The following is a 15,316-nucleotide window of genomic DNA, read 5'->3' as shown; positions in this document are numbered from 1 at the left end:
CACCAGGTCTTCCAGCGGCGCGCTGCCGTTGGACAGGCCCGCCTCCGCCACCGCGCGCGGCATGCCGTACACCACGCAGGAGGACTCCGCCTCCGTGAGCACCACACCCCCCGCGGCGCGCAGGGCCCGCGCGCCCTGGAGCCCGTCCTCGCCCATGCCGGTGAGCACCAGCCCCAGCGCGTCCCGCCCCCAGACCTCCGCCACGCTCTGGAAGAGCACGTCCACGGAGGGATGGTGCGGGGTGCCCAGCGGATGGCGGTCCAGGCGCGCCAGGTTGAGCGCCCCGTGCCGCGCCACCTTCAGGTGGTGGCCCGCGCGCGCCAGCACCGCGCGGCCCGGCACCAGCTCCATGCCGTCGCTCGCCTCCACCACCTCCAGCGCGCTCTGCGAGTCCAGCCGCTTGGCCACGGCCTCCGTGTAGCCAGCGGGGATGTGCAGCGCGAGCACCACCGGCGCCGGAAAGTCCCTGGGCAGCGCGGACAACAACCGCGTCAGCGCCTGCGGCCCGCCCGTGGACGTGCCCACCGCCAGCAGCTTCGTCGACGTCGCGGGCAGGGGCTTCGAGGGCGGGGCGTCCGCGGTCTCCGCCAGCTCCTGCTGATAGCGCGGCACCGCGCGCCCCGCGATGCGCACCTTCTCCACCAGCTCCGCGCCCAGCTCGTAGAGCCGGTCCGTGGCGAGCGCCGTGGGCTTGTGCACCATGTCCACCGCGCCCGCCTGGAGCGCGGCCACCGCCAGCTCGCTGTCCGTGCCCGCGCTGCTCACCACCACCACGCGCGGCGCGTCCGGCATGCCAGCCAGCGCGCGCAGGAAGCCCGTCCCGTCCAGCGACGGCATCACCAGGTCCAGGGTGATGACGTCCGGCTTGAGCTCCGCCACCCGCTCCAGCGCGTCCAGGCCGTCGCGCGCGGTGCCCACCACCTCCAGCCCCTCCGCCTCCGACAGCACCTTGCGCAGCACCTTGCGCGCGAACGCCGAGTCGTCCACCACCAGCACGCGCAACGTCATGAGTCCGCCTTGCTGTAGAAGAACGCGCCGCGGCGCTCCTCGCAGCGCAGCGCCGTGCCGAAGCGCATCAGGGATTCGGAGGTGCCCACCACCAGGTGCCCTCCGGGCCGCAGCGTCCGGGTGATGCTGTCCACCACGCGGCGCGCGGTGTCGTCCTGGAAGTAGATGAGCACGTTGCGGCAGAGGATGGCGTCGCAGCTGCCCGGCTCCGGGTAGCCCTCCGTGTCCACCAGGTTGAGCTGCCGCCACTCCACCCGGGCCATCAGGTCCGGCCGCACGCGGGGACGGCCGTCCACCATGGTCAGCCAGCGCCCCATCACGCCCGGGGGCAGCGCGCGCAGGCAGCGCAGGTTGTGCTCTCCCGACTTCGCGCGCTCCAGCGCCTTGGAGCTCAGGTCCGTGGCCAGGATGGACACGTCCCCCAGCACGCCGCGCGAGTCCAGGAGCATGGCCAGCGTGAGGGGCTCCTCGCCGGTGGAGCACGCCGCGCACCACACCCGGGGCTTGCGGCCGGCGCGGACCTCCGGAACGAGCAGCTCGTCCACCAGCACCTCCAGCGCCTGGGGCTCGCGGAAGAAGTACGTCTCGTGGACGAGCAGCGCCTCCACCAGCGAGGCCAGCGTCTCCGGCCCCTTCGGGTCGTAGCGGAGGAAGTAGTAGTAGTCGAGCAGCGAGTCGAACCCGGCATCCAGTGCCCGGGTGGACAGCTTCTCCGCCAGCAGGTCCCGGTCCTCGGGCCCGTAGTGCAGGCCCGAGCGCTGCTCGATGAGCATCGAGAGGATGGCCAGGACCTGCGGGGACAGCGGCAGCGCACTCATGGCCGTGGGTGTCCTAGCGCCCCAGTGCCAGCAGGCAGGCGCGGCGCACTTCGGGGTCCTCGTCGCGGTGGGCCGCCTTGTCCAGCGCCTCGCGTGCCTCCACCGTGCCCAGCGCCGCCACGGCGGGCGCGGAGGCCCGGCGTCCGGCGGGGCTCGCGCCGATGAGCGACTGCATCAGCGCCGCCTTCGCGTCCGCCCGGCGCATGCGCGCCAGCGCCGCCACCAGCAGGGGCGCCGTCGAGTCGTCCGCCGCCTCCAGCGCCGCCATCAGCCCGGGCAGGCGCCCTTCCACGGGCAGCGCCAGCGCGGACACCACCTGCTCGCGCAGCATCACGTCGCCCAGCAGCGACACCAGCTGCTGCGTCGCATGCGAACCCGTGCGCGTGGCGAGGAAGCCCACCGCCGCGCTGCGCACGCTGTCATCCCGGTCCCCGGCGGCGCGCAGGAGCGCGGGCAGCGTCTCCGGCGCGTCGTACTCCGCCACGGCGGACAGGGCGACCAGCCGCGTGGCCGGGTCCTCCGAGTGCACCGCCTCCAGCAGCACCGGCAGCGCGTCCGGCCGCCGGGCCACGCCCAGCCCCAGGAGGGCCGCGCGGCGCACGTCCGCGTCCGCTGACGAGGCCGCCCGGCGCAGCGCCGCCATGGCGCTCTCCGTGTGCATGTGCGCCAGCGCGTCCACCACCGCCACGCGCACCTGGCCCGCGTCGTCGTTGGCCAGCGCGACGATGGCGTCCGCGGCGGCCTCCTCGTTGAGCTTCCCCAGCGACTGGCACGCGTAGTAGCGCACCCACGGGTCGCGGTCGTTCAAGCCGCCCAGCAGCGTGGAGGTGATGCGCGCCTGCTTGTCCGTCTGGCCCAGCGCGCGCATGGCGGTGGCGCGCGTGCGCTCCGACTCGTGGTTCGCGGCGGCCAGCAGCGCGTCCACCGCGCGCGGGTCGTCGATGAAGGGCAGGCCGTAGATGGCCGCGTCGCGCAGCCGCTCGTCCGGATCCCGCATGGCGAGCAGCAGCGCGTCCAGGCCGCGCGGGTAGCCGAAGTACGCCACGATGCGCAGCGCCGCCCGCCGCTGGCGCGCGTCCGCGGAGCGCGCCGCCTCCAGCGCCAGGGTCTCCGTCGTCTCGCTGCCCAGCGACTGGATGGCGCCCACCACCGCCTGCGACACGCGCGGGTCCTCGTCCGCCAGCCGCGCGAACAGGGCCGGCACCGCGGACGTGTCGCCGATGCGCGACAGCGTCTCCGCCGCCAGCGCGCGCACCGTCGCGTCCCGGTCCTCCAGGCACAGGAGCACGTCCGGCACCGCCGCGGAGCGCTTGCCCACCAAAGGCAGCAGCGCCCGCCTGCGCGAGCTGTCACCCTCGCGCAGCGCCTGAAGAATCTGCGCGTCCGCCTCCGCGCCCAGTTCGCCCAGGGCCGCCGCGGCCGCGCGCGACACGCCCAGGTCCTGCGAGTCCAGGAGCTTCAAGAGCCCCGTGGCCGCGTCCGCGCCGCCCACCCAGCCCAAGAGGCGCGCGACGGCGGTCTTCTCCCCCGCGTCCGCGCCCGCGATGACCTGGGCCAGCCGGCGCCCGGTGGGGTGCGGCTCCGACGAGCTGGAGCGCAGCACCGACGGCACCGTGCGCGCGCCGCCGAAGCGCTGCACCTGCGCGTCGTGGATTTCGACGAGCGCCACCGCCGCCACGCGCACCACCGCGTCGTTGCCGCGCTGGAGCAGGCCCACCAGCGCGGGCACCGCGGCCTCCTGGCCGGTGCGGCCCAGCGCGCGCGCCGCCTCCAGGACGTAGAAGGGGTCGGACAAGAGCGCCATCAGCGCCGGCACGACGGTGGGGTCGCCCGAGCGGCCCAGCACGTCGATGGCGGGGAAGATGCGGAAGAAGTTGCCGCTGCCCAGCGAGGACAGGAGCGCGTCCACCGCCGCGCCGCCGCCCACGCGGCCCAGCGCCTCGATGGCGGCCACCGCCACGTTGTCGTCCGGGTGGACGATGAGCCGCGACAAGAGCGGCACGGACCGCCGGCTGCGGCGGCGCCCCAGCACCTGGGCGGCGTCACAGACGATGGCCGGGTTGGGGTCGTCCCCCAGGAGCTCCACCGGGCCTTCCACGTCGCCGGTGGCGGCCACCAGCGCGTCCACCGCCGCGGCGATGCGCGCCTCGTTGTCCCGGCGGTGGCACAGCACCTGGCACAGGGGCTCCACCGCGGCGGAGCCCAGGCGCGCCAGCGCGGACACCACGGCGCGGCGCACCGCCCACGACGGCGCGTCCAGCCCGTTCACCAGCACCGGCAGGCTCGCCGGGCCCCGGCGCGCCAGCTGGTCCACCTCTTCCACCCGGGCGCGGTCCTCCGCGGACAACGATAACGGGTGCTTCGCGGTCGTGCTGCTCACGTGGACTGCTCCCGCGTGTTCCGGGACGTCCCCGGCTCCGTGGCGCCCAACAGGCCGCTCAGGTGGCTCAAGCCCTCCACCTGCTCTCCGTTCAGCCGCGACAGCTGTCCCAGCCGGCCCGCGACCTCCTTCACTTCCTTGGCGGTGACGGCCATGGCGCGCGCCTGCTCCGCCGTGGTGCCGGCGATCTCCTTCGCGCGGATGCGCATGTCCTCCACCGACCGGCCCAGCTGCTCGCTCATCGTGGCCTGGTCCAGGGCGGCCTTCGCCACCGCCGCCACGCCCGTGGCCTGCTTCGCGGCGGACAGGGTGAGCAGGGACAGGGCGTCCGTCTGCTCATCCAGCGCGCGCGCGGTCGTCTTCGCCACCCGGCGCACCTCCTCCGCTCCGCGCACCAGGCTCGTGAGCGCCTGGGCCTGCTCGTCCGTGGCGCGCGTCACCTCCTTGGCCAGGGTGGCCACCTGACGGCTGGCGAGCTCGCCCTGCTTGAGCGCGCGGGCCTGCTCCGACATGGCGCGCGTGGACTGGGCCACCTCCTTGCGCGTGGCCTCCATGGCCTTCGTCACCTCCTGCGCGGCCTTGGCCTGCTCCGAGATGCCGGTGAGCGTGCGCTGCGTGGAGGACGCCACCTCCTGCGCTGTCGCCCCCAGGGCCCCCACCTGCTGGCCCTGCGTCATCACCGCGGCGCTCACGCCCTGCACCAGCTGGCGCATCTGCGCGGCGCCCCGGGCCAGGTCCGTGGCGGCCTGGGCCTGCTCCTGCATGGCGCGCGACACCTTCTCCGCCACCTCCGTCAGCTGGTTGTTGGAGCGCACCGCGTCGCGCAGCGCCTTGGCCTGGTCCTGGGTGGCCTGGGTGGTCTGCCGCGCCATGCGCCGCATCTCCGTGCCGCCCTGGGTCAGCGCCTGCGCGGCCTGCGCCTGCTCCACCGCGGACGCGGCGATGAGCCGCCCCTGCTCACTCACCTTCGCCGTGGCATGCACCAGCGCCTGCACCGCCTGCACCTGCTCCGCCGACGCGCGCGACGCCTCACGCACGTTCGAGCCCAGCTCGTCCACGCCCTTGAGGATGGTGCCCAGCGCGCGCTCCGCCTCTCCCGCCAGCGCCGCGCCCTCGTCCGCCGCGCGCACGCCTTCACCGGTGGCCACCGCCGCCTCGCGCGCCGTCGTCTGGAGGCCCCGGACAATCTTCGCCACGTCACTGCTGGCCGCCGCCGCGCGGTCCGCCAGGGCGCGAATCTCCTCCGCCACCACCGCGAAGCCGCGGCCGTGCTCACCCGCGCGCGCCGCCTCGATGCTGGCGTTGAGCGACAGGAGGTTGGTGCGGTCCGCGATGAGGTTGATGGTCTGCACGATGTCGCCAATCTCCTCGGCGCGCCGGCCCATCTCCTTCATCACCCCGGACGACTCCACGATGGACTGGCGGATGCGGCCGAAGCCCGCGATGGAGCGCCCCACCGTGGCGCCGCCCTCGCGCGCGCTCGTGCCCACGCGCTCCGCGGCCAGCCGCGCCTCCTCCGTCAGCTGCGCCGCGCGGCGCGTGGAGGACTCCAGCTGCGAGGACGCGGTGGCGCTGGTGGACGCCAGGCCGTTGATGCTCTCCGCCCCGCGGGCCACCGCCTGGGCGGAGCGGGACAGCTGCTCGATGGTGGCCGCGTTGGCGTCCACCACGGCGGCGTTCTTCTCCGCGGTGGCGGCCACCTCCTCCACGCTGGCGGCCACCTCCTGCACGGTGGACGCGGTGGTGACGGCGCTCGCCTCCAGGGTGCGCGTGTGCTCGGCGACGCCGCGCACGCTGCGGGCCACCTGCTCCGACGTGGCGGCCGTATCCTCCACGCTGGAGGCCATGGCGGCCGCGTCGCGCACCACGTCCTGGAGCGTCTTGCCCAGGGACACCACGGCGCCGGACACCTGGCCCATGCGCTCGCCCACGCCCTGCGCGTCCGCGGCCAGCCGGGTGATGCCCTTGGACATCTCTTCAATGGTGGCGGCGACCTCCTCCGTGGTGGCGGCGCTGGTCTGGTTGCGCGACACCAGGTCCTCCACCGTGGCGGTCATCTCCTGCATGCTCGCCAGCAACTCCTCGCTGGAAGCGGCCAGGTCCTCCGCGTTGGCGCTCACGCCCTTCACCGAGCGCGCCACCTCCTCCAGCGTGGAGGCCGTCACGTCCGCGCTGGAGGCGAGCGAGCCCGCGTCCTTGCGCACGCCGGACACCGACGCCGTCACCTCCTGCATCGTGGCCGCGTTGGTCTCCGCCTCCTGCTGCACGCCCTTCGCCGCTTCGCCCGCGGACAGCTGGCTGCGCACCAGCGACTGCACGGCGGTGCTCGTCTGCTCCACCTGCGCGGCCACGGACTCGATGGCGATCCGCACCTGCTCGCCCGCCGCCGCCTGGTCGTTGCCCGCGGACGCGAGCCGCGTCGCCAGCTGCTCGGTGGACTTCACCAGCCCCACGCCTTCCGCCACCTGGAGCGAGGCGCGCTCCGCCAGCGCGCGAGCGTCCTCCAGCTTGCGCACGCTGTTACCGTTGTCCGTCGACATCCGCCGCCTCCTCCCCCACCACCCGGGGGAAATCGATAAGCATCACCAGCCGGGGGCCCACTTGCGCCACGGCCTTCACGAACCCCTTCGCGCCCTCCACCACCATGGGTGGGGGCGGCTGGATGGTGCGGGGGTCCAGCTTCAGCACTTCGCGGGCGCTGTCCACGAGCAGCCCCACGGTGCGCTCGCCCAGCTGCCCCACAACCACCCGTGAATCCAGGGACTGCGTCCCCGCCGGCAGCCCGAAGCGGGCGCGCGCGTCCACCACCGGGATGACCCGGCCGCGCACCTGCACCAGGCCGGCCACGTGCGCGGGCGCCCCGGGCACCGGCGTCGCGCCGGTGAAGGACTCCATCTGCACCACGTCCGCCGCGGGCATCGCGTATTCGGTCCCGTCCACCTTGAACAGCACGTGCAGCACGTTCATGACACCCACTCCCCTGCCCTGGTCGCACGCTTGCGGCGGCCCGCGCGCGCCGCGCCCAACGCGCCCAGGTCCAGCACCAGCGTGGGCTGGCCGTCACCCAGGTCCGTGGCGCCGGCCACGCCAGGCACGCGCACGAGCGGATCCTCCAACGGCCGCAGGACGATCTCCTGCTGTCCCACGAGCCGGTCCACCGCGAAGGCCACCGGCTCCCCGCGCTGGCGCACGATGAGCGCCTTGGCGCCCTGGCCCGCCGCGCTGGCGTCCCCGGTCGCGTCCAGCAGCGACACCAGCGACACCAGCGGCACCGCCGCGCCCCGGCGCTGCACCAGCCCGATGCCGTCCGCGCCCGCGGGGCGCACCACGCCCGCCACGTCGATGAGCTCCTCCACGGTGCCCACCGCGACCGCGTACCGGCGGCCCGCGCACTCGAAGACGATGGCGTCCATCAGCGTCACCGTCAGGGGGACGCTCAGGGTGAAGGTGGTGCCCACGCCCTTGCGCGTGTCCATGCGCAGCTCGCCGCCCAGCTGCTCCACGACGATGCGGCGCACGATGTCCATGCCCATGCCCCGGCCGCTGGTGCGCGTGGCCTCCTGGCGCGTGGACAGGCCGGGCCGGCACAAGAGGTCCAGCAGCGCGTCCGCGGAGTCCGGCACGGGGGCGTTCGCCGCCTTCGCCACCGCCTTCGCGTCCACGCCGCGTCCATCGTCGCGCAAGGTGAGCTCCAGCTGGCCGCTGGCGCGCGCATGGCAGCCGAGGCGCACCAGCCCTTCCTGGGCCTTGCCCGCGGCCTGGCGCTCCTCGGGGGACTCCAGCGCGTGGTCCACGGCGTTGCGCACCAGGTGCACCAGCGCGGGCAGCAGCCGGTCCGCCACCGCCTTGTCCAGCTCCGCGTCGCCCACGTCCAGCTCCAGCCGCACCGCCTTGCCCGTGGCCCGGCGCAGGCCGCGCACCAGCAGGGGCAGCCGCTCCAGCACGTCACCCACGCGCACCATGCGCAGCCGCAGGATGGCCGAGCGCAGGTCGCGCAGCTGCCGGCCGTTCTCCTGGAGGATGGCGGTGATTTCCCGCGTGGGCGCGCCCGCCTGGGTGAGCGCCGCCACCGCGCGCGTCAGCCGCGAGCGGTTGACCACGAGCGCCGCCAGCCACTCCATGGCCTCGTCCAGCCGGGACACCTCCACGCGCAGCAGGCCACCGCCCCGGCGCACCTCCGGCTCGTCCAGCTCCTCCTCGAGGACGGCGGGACCGGGCGCGCCCTCCGCGCCAACCGGGACCCCGTCCTCGGGCGCCGGCTCGGCGGGTCCGGCGGCCTCCAGCGAGCGCACCGTGGCGGGAGCACCGCCCACGGCGTCCAGCAGCACGACGTCCTCCGCGCGGGTGATCAGCAGCAGCGCGAACGCGAGCGACGCGCCCCCCGCGGCGGCGCCGGACAGGGGCAGCACCTTCACGATGTCCGCGAGCTTCGCCACGCGCTCGCGCACGGTGTTGATGTTGAGGCCCTTCGCGGCGCGCTCCGACGAGGGCACGAAGTCCAGCCGCAGCGCGCGCTGGCCTCCGGCGAGCCCGCCTTCCAGTTGCTCGCGCTCGGACGGGGTCAGGCGGGAGGCGAACGCGGCCTCCGCGTCCAGCTTCACGGGCCGGGACCGCTTGGGGGCCGCGTCCCGCACCTGCGGCCCCAGCGCCTCCAGCCGCTCCAGCAGGTTCGCGGGCGCGGGCGACGCCGTCTTCCCGGCGCCCAGCTGCCGCACGCGCAGCTCGATGGCGCGCAAGCCCTCCACCAGCGGCTCCACGCTGGACTCGGGCAGCCGGCCGCCGGCCTGATCCGCCAGCCGCAGCGACGCCTCCATCCAGTGCGCCACGGAGACGACGGGCTCCACGTCCACCATGGCGGACAGGCCCTTGAGCGTGTGCAGCGCGCGGAACAACTCGCGCACCGCGCGGGGCTGGGCCTGCCCCTTGCGAACGGCCTCCTCCACCGCGAGCAGGTCCTTCTGCGCGGAGGCAAGCAGCTCATCCGCCTCCGCCAGGTACGCGGGGAGGAACTCCGCGAACTCCCCGGTTCCCGTCACCCGCGCGGCGCCTCGGCCGGGGTCTTCTCCAGAAGGGCCCGGGCGGCGCCCTGGATGGAGTCCGGCGTGAAGGGCTTGGTCATGAAGCGGTCCGCGCCGGCCTGCAACGCGCGCTCACGGGACGCCTCGTCGCCACGCGTGGTGACGATGATGATGGGCAGGTTGCGCAGGTGGTCCTGTCCGCGCACGAACTCCACCACCTCGATGCCACCGATGTCCGGCATGTTGAGGTCCAGCACGAGCAGGTCGTACGGCTTGAGCGACAGCTGCTCGATGGCCTCCAACCCGCTGGACGCCTGGGTGAAGTGGCTCTCCGGATAGGGCCGCAGGCAGGCGACCACCATGTCGCGCATCACCTTGCTGTCATCGACGACGAGTACCTCGGGCATGGCGTCCTCTGGAAACGACCGGCCAAGCTAGATCGATTCCGATCCGCTGAAAGAAATGAGTCATCCGGCGCGCGTTGAACGTTGGCTGGTCCACGCCCGCCTTGGACGATGTGCCACGGCGGGCGACGAAGCGCCACGACCGCCCGCACATCCGGCACCCTGCGCCCTCCTGTTTTTCCGCACCGGGGACCGAATTTCAACCATGCGCCCGCCTCCTCCGCCCGACGCCTCCTTCCCCCACCCGCCGGGCCCGCCTCCACTCCCCCTGGAGCACGCACCTTGCGTCTGGGTGGTGGACGACAGCGCCAGCGAGGCGCGCTTCATCAAGACCGCGCTGGGAACGGGCTTCCAGGTGGAGACGTTCCCTGACGGCGCCGCGATGCTCGAAAGGCTGCACGCCGGGCGGGCACCGGACGTGGTGGTGTTGGATTGGGAGATGCCGGGAATGTCCGGTCCCGAGGTCTGTCAGTTCCTGCGCGGACAGCGGGAGACCCAGGCCCTGCCGGTCCTGCTGCTCACCGCGCACGGCCGGCCGGAGGACCTGGTGCAGGGCCTGCGCGCGGGCGCCAACGACTACGTGGCCAAGCCCTTCCGCACGGAGGAGGTGCGCGCGCGGGTGGACGCGCTCGCGCGCACCAAGCGGCTGGCGGACGACGTGCGGCGCTCGAGCGAGGAGAAGGCGGAGGTGTTCGCGCAACTGGACGCGCTGCTCACGTCCTCGCCCGTGGGGCTGTCGCTGTTGGACCGGGACCTGCGCTTCGTGCGCGTCAACGCGCGCATGGCGAAGCTGGACGGCTTGTCCGTGGATGCCTACCCGGGCCGGACGCTGGTGGAGGTCCTGCCCCGCTTCGCCTCGCGGCTGGAGCCCCTCCTCCGCCGTGTCCTGGAGACGGGCGAGCCCGTGGAGGAGCTGGGCTTCACGCTGGAGCACCCGGGCGTCCCCCACGGCGAGCTGTACGTGATGGCCAGCTACCACCCGGTGCGCACGGCCCGGGGGGAGGTGGTGGGCGTGGGCAGCGTGCTGGTGGACGTCACCCGGCACAAGCAGGCGGAGGCGGAGCTGCGCGCGTCCGCGGAGTTCCGCGAGCGCTTCCTGGGCATCGTGGGCCACGACCTGCGCAACCCCCTCAGCTCCATCCGCATGGGCGCCAGCTTCCTCGTCGCCAGCGAGCAACTGCCCCCCGCGCTGGAGCGCACCGCCAGCCGCATCATCAACAGCACGGACCGGATGACGCGGATGATCACCGAGCTGCTGGACTTCACCCGCAGCCGGCTGGGCAGCGGCATCCCCCTGAACCCGGCCGCCACGGACCTGGGCCAGGTGGCGCGCCAGGTGGTGGAGGAGCTGGAGCTGGTGCACCCCCACCGCACCGTGAAGGTGACGTCCACGGGTCCCCTCACGGGGAACTGGGACGCGGACCGGCTGGCGCAGGTGCTGAGCAACCTGGTGGGCAACGCGCTCCAGTACAGCCCCCCGGACGCCGCCGTGGAGCTGACGCTCGTGAGCGAGCCGGAGCAGGTCATCGCGCGGGTGAGCAACCCGGGAGAGACCATCGCCCCGGCGGAGCTGGAGACCTTGTTCCACCCCTTCCAGCGCGCGCGCACCGGCGCCCACGTTCCGTCGGGCCTGGGCCTGGGCCTCTTCATCTCCGACCAGATTGTCCGAGGCCACCGGGGCACGCTCACCGTGACGTCGGACGCGCAGCGAACGGTCTTCACCCTGACGCTGCCCCGGGCCGGCGCATGAATCCCGGAGGGCGCACGCCACCCCGCTCCCGCGCCTCCCGGCCGTCCAGGCCCACGAGCCCCCTGGAAACGCTGGCACCCGTGCCCTACCGTGCATGCGTGTCCACTCCGCAACACCGCACCACCCTGCTCCTCGTCGAGAACAACGAGGACGTCCGCGAGGCGCTGCGCGAAATCCTGGAGTCGGAGGGCTACCGCGTCCTCACGGCGATGAACGGCCAGGACGCGCTCAACCTGCTGGCGGAGCAGGAGCGGATGCCCTCCCTCGTCCTGCTGGACCTGGTGATGCCGGTGATGGACGGCCACGCCTTCATCGAACACCTGCGCGGCACGGGCGCGCTCGCGCTCATGCAGGTGCTGGTGCTCACGGCGCACCCCACCCTGCCCTTGCCGCATGGCGTGGCCGGACGGCTGGGCAAGCCGGTGAAGCTGGAGGCGCTGCTGGACGCCATCGCGGTGCACACCACGACGGCGTGATGCCGTGCGCTCAGGCGGCGGCGGGGCAGTGCCGCGCCACCATGGACAGCAGCTCCGGGATGTCCACGGGCTTGCGCAGCAGGCCCACCGTGCCCGGCGGGGCCTTGGCGGAGAAGTGGGCGGTGAGCATCAGCACGGGCAGCTCGCGGTAGCGCGCGTCCTCCCGCAGCCGGTGGAGGAACTCGTGGCCGTCCATCACCGGCATCATCAGGTCCAGCAGCACCAGGCAGGGCTGGTCGTTGTTGGCGGCGAGGACGTCCAGGGCTGCCTGGCCATTGGCGGCCTGGAGCACCGTGTAGTCCTCCATCTCCAGCAGCTCCGCCACGACCTCGCGCAGGTCCGGTTCGTCGTCAACGATGAGGATGATGGAACGCGAGGGGGTGCTGCTCACGGACGGCAGCCTACGCAGGTATTGCTACGAGCGCCAAGGAAGACGTGCCTCCCTGCCCCTCACTGCGTGCGGTGATTTCACGCGGGGCAGGCCCCCGCCCGTCCGCCTGTCGGGAATCACGAGGGAAACCAGGCGGGTCGGTTGCACCGGGAGACACGAGCCCCTACCCCCTTCTCTACGGGCCCATGAATCTCATCGCGGACTTCATCGAAGCCAACCTGGACGCCCTGGTGCGGCGCTTCTCGGAGGCGGCGCGCGGGCTGGAGAGCACGCAGGGACTGAAGCCTTCGGAGCTCATCTCCACGGTCCCGGAATACCTCCATTCGGTCGCGGCCATCTGCCGGCACGGCCCCACGCCGGAGCGGTTGGAGACGCGGGCGCGCCTGGAGGAGGCCCACATCAACCTGCGGCTGCGCGTGGGCGCCACGCAGGAGGACGCGACGGAGGAATACACGCTCCTGGGGCGGCTCATCCCCCAGCTCTGGGAGGACGCCCAGCCGGAGCGCAAGCCCGACGCCTCGGACCTTCAGTGCCTCTTCCAGCAGATAGAGGAGGCCATGGAACACGTGGTGCTCCTCTTCTCCGGCGACTCGCTGGAGGATCGCCAGCGGGAGAAGCGCTTCCTGCGCCAGATGGACGCGCTGGCGCCCCGGTCGCTGGAGCCCGGCACGGACATGCAGGGCCCGCTCAAGCCGCTGGTGGAGCTCATCGCCCGAGCGATGGAGGCCGCCGGAGCGGAGCTGTTCCTCGTGGACGCGGGCGGCCGGAGGTTGTTCCCCGCCGCGCACACCCTGCACCTCGTTCCGCCTGCCGGCCGGTGGGCGGACACCCAGGGGCCGTCCTTCCTGGGCCGGGTGGCGCGCGCCGAGGAGCCGCTGGTGCTCGCGCAGGCGCGGGGGCTGGAGGACTTCGAACGCGAAGGGCTGGAGGCCAGTGCGTGGAGCACCCTGCTGGGCCTGCGGCTGTGGCCCCACGGCGCCCTGATGGGCGTCCTCTGCGTGGGCTTCGCGGAGGCCCGGCCGGTGCCGCCGCGGGCCAAGCGCTTCCTGGAGACGCTGGTGGAGTACCTCTCCGGCATCCTCGACCGCGCACTGCTGATGGGCCGGCTGAGCGAAGCCCACGCGCGGATGGAGGCGTCGGAGACGCGCTATCGGCTGGCCAGCCAGGCGGCCGCGGACACCGTCTGGGATTGGAACCTCCTCACGCAGAAGGTCGCCTGGAGCGGGGAGACGCGCAGGCTGCTGGGCTTCGCGCCCGAGGAGATAGGCCCCCTGGCGCAGTGGTGGGTGGCGCGCATCCACCCGGAGGACCGGGAGCGGGTGGAGCACGGCATCCGCGCGGCCATCCAGGGCACGCAGGCGCGCTGGCAGGACGAGTACCGGTTCCTCAACCGCCAGGGCGACGTCGTGCGGGTGCTGGACACGGGCGTCATCCTGCGCGACGCGGCGGGCCGGGGCGTGCGCATGGTGGGCGCCATGCAGGACGTCACCTCCCGATGGGAGGCGCAGAACGGACACGAACAGCAGCTGCGGGAGGCGCGGACCGCGCGCGTCCAGGCCGACACGGAGCTGAGCCAGTTGCACGCGCTCTTGCGGCAGGCGCCCGTCGCGCTCGCCATCCTCCGGGGGCCCGCGCACGTCGTGGCGCTGGCCAACGACCGCGTCTGCCAGCTCTGGGGCCGCACCAGCGACCAGGTCCTGGGCCGTCCCGTGCTCGAAGCGCTGCCGGAGGTGGAGGGCCAGGGCATCCGGGAGCTGCTGGACGGAGTGCTCACCACGGGGGCGCCCTACGTGGGCCACGAACTGCCCGTGCGGCTGGCGCGGGCCGCGGGCGGAGCCCTGGAGGAAGCGTACTTCAACCTCATCTACCAGCCGCTGCACGAGACGGAGGTCGGCCTCCAGGGCATCCTCGTCGTCGCCAACGAGGTCACCGAAGCCGTGCAGGCCCGTCAGCGCGCGGAAGACCTGGCGGGGACGCTCAGGGCCAGCGAGGAGAGCCTGCGGTTGGCGCTGGACGCGGCGGACATGGGCAGCTGGGACATCGAGCTGGCCACGGGCCGGGGCACCTGGGACGCGCGCTTCCGCGCCATGCTGGGCCTGCCCGCGCAAGGCGAGGTGCTGCTCGACGAGGCCATGCGCTTCGTCCTGGAGGAGGACCGGCCCCTGGTGGAGCACGCGATGGAGGAGGCCGCCCGGCCCGGAGGCTCCGGCGAGTACGCGTGCGAGTTCCGCGCGAGGCTCCCGAGGCCAGGCCAGGCCGAGCGATGGATCTCCGGGCGGGGCCACGTGCACTTCGGGCCGGACGGACGGCCCCTGCGGTTCGTGGGCACGGGGCTGGACGTGACGGAGCGCAAGCTGGCGGAGGAGGCGGCGCGCCAGCGCACGGAGTTCGAGCAGTACCTGGTGGGCATCGTGTCGCACGACCTGCGCAACCCGCTGAGCGCCATCACCCTGGGCACGTCGTCGCTGCTCAAGCGCGAGGACCTGAGCGAGCGCGCGACGAAGGCCGTCCTGCGCATCCAGAACTCCGCGGAGCGCGCGGTGCGGATGATCCGCGACCTGCTGGACTTCACCCAGGCGCGCATGGGCGGCGGGCTCCCGGTGCAGTGCCAGGATCTGGAATTGGGGGCGCTGGTGCGTCAGGTGGTGGAGGAGGTGCGGATGACCGCCCCGGAGCGCGACCTCCAGTTGTCACTGCCGCAGGCGGGCCTGCGCGGCTGCTGGGATCCGGACCGCGTCACGCAATTGCTCATCAACCTGCTGGGCAACGCGCTGAAGTACTCGCCGGAGGACACGCCGGTGGCGGTGCGTCTGCGGGAGGTGCCCGGGAGCATCCTGCTGGAGGTGCACAACGGCGGAGCCCCCATCGCCTCCAACGTACTGCCCCGCATCTTCCAGCCCATGCAGCGCGGGGCACCGGGCATGGACGCGGCGACGCGCAGCGTGGGCCTGGGCCTCTACATCGTGCGGACCATCGTGCATGCGCACGGAGGCACCATCGACGTGACGTCCACGCGGGAGGCGGGCACGACGTTCACGGTGCGGCTGCCGCACGCGGACGCGAAGAGTTAG

11 protein-coding genes are annotated in these 15,316 nt (G+C 73.6%); 3 read left to right on the top strand and 8 right to left on the bottom strand.

Going from position 1 to position 15,316, the window contains the following annotated elements:
* The 7 genes from cheB to D7Y15_RS22400 form a co-directional block, all read right to left on the bottom strand.
* Positions 1-1,008, bottom strand: a 1,008-nt coding sequence (cheB, locus tag D7Y15_RS22430) for a chemotaxis-specific protein-glutamate methyltransferase CheB (RefSeq protein WP_121753855.1), incomplete at its 3' end; no start/stop codon positions are given.
* A complete protein-coding gene (locus tag D7Y15_RS22425) occupies positions 1,005-1,826 on the bottom strand; it encodes a protein-glutamate O-methyltransferase CheR (protein ID WP_120577123.1) in 822 nt (273 codons plus the stop codon). The genes cheB and D7Y15_RS22425, both read right to left, overlap by 4 nt.
* 13 nt (positions 1,827-1,839) lie before the next feature.
* Positions 1,840-4,206: a HEAT repeat domain-containing protein gene (locus tag D7Y15_RS22420; RefSeq protein ID WP_120577124.1), complete on the bottom strand. Its 2,367-nt coding sequence runs from the start codon at positions 4,204-4,206 to the stop codon at positions 1,840-1,842.
* Positions 4,203-6,746 carry a methyl-accepting chemotaxis protein gene (locus tag D7Y15_RS22415; RefSeq protein WP_120577125.1) on the bottom strand — a complete coding sequence of 848 codons (2,544 nt, stop codon included), beginning with the start codon at positions 6,744-6,746 and terminating at the stop codon, positions 4,203-4,205. Before D7Y15_RS22415 ends, D7Y15_RS22420 begins: the two co-directional genes overlap by 4 nt.
* A complete protein-coding gene (locus D7Y15_RS22410; RefSeq protein WP_120577126.1) occupies positions 6,727-7,173 on the bottom strand; it encodes a chemotaxis protein CheW in 447 nt (148 codons plus the stop codon). Before D7Y15_RS22410 ends, D7Y15_RS22415 begins: the two co-directional genes overlap by 20 nt.
* Entirely contained in the window at positions 7,170-9,242 is a 2,073-nt protein-coding gene (locus D7Y15_RS22405) for a chemotaxis protein CheA (RefSeq protein WP_121753854.1), read from the bottom strand. The genes D7Y15_RS22410 and D7Y15_RS22405 overlap by 4 nt, the downstream gene beginning before the upstream one ends.
* Positions 9,239-9,631, bottom strand: coding sequence for a response regulator (locus tag D7Y15_RS22400; protein ID WP_120577128.1), 393 nt, complete (start codon positions 9,629-9,631; stop codon positions 9,239-9,241). The genes D7Y15_RS22405 and D7Y15_RS22400 overlap by 4 nt, the downstream gene beginning before the upstream one ends.
* A gap of 202 nt (positions 9,632-9,833) precedes the next feature.
* Between D7Y15_RS22400 and D7Y15_RS22395 the strand changes: the two genes are divergently transcribed.
* Complete coding sequence (locus tag D7Y15_RS22395; RefSeq protein ID WP_158624410.1) at positions 9,834-11,378, top strand: response regulator; 1,545 nt, start codon at positions 9,834-9,836, stop codon at positions 11,376-11,378.
* Between the two features lie 80 nt (positions 11,379-11,458).
* Positions 11,459-11,854, top strand: a complete 396-nt coding sequence (locus D7Y15_RS22390; RefSeq protein ID WP_158629088.1) for a response regulator — start codon at positions 11,459-11,461, stop codon at positions 11,852-11,854.
* Between the two features lie 10 nt (positions 11,855-11,864).
* Here the strand turns inward: D7Y15_RS22390 and D7Y15_RS22385 are convergent, their stop codons facing one another.
* A complete protein-coding gene (locus D7Y15_RS22385; RefSeq protein WP_120577131.1) occupies positions 11,865-12,245 on the bottom strand; it encodes a response regulator in 381 nt (126 codons plus the stop codon).
* Between the two features lie 185 nt (positions 12,246-12,430).
* Between D7Y15_RS22385 and D7Y15_RS22380 the strand changes: the two genes are divergently transcribed.
* Positions 12,431-15,316, top strand: coding sequence for a PAS domain-containing protein (locus D7Y15_RS22380; protein ID WP_121753852.1), 2,886 nt, complete (start codon positions 12,431-12,433; stop codon positions 15,314-15,316).

The organism is Corallococcus sp. AB030, from assembly GCF_003668965.1.
Lineage (GTDB): Bacteria > Myxococcota > Myxococcia > Myxococcales > Myxococcaceae > Corallococcus > Corallococcus exiguus.
This window is presented reverse-complemented; position numbering and strand designations above follow the sequence as displayed.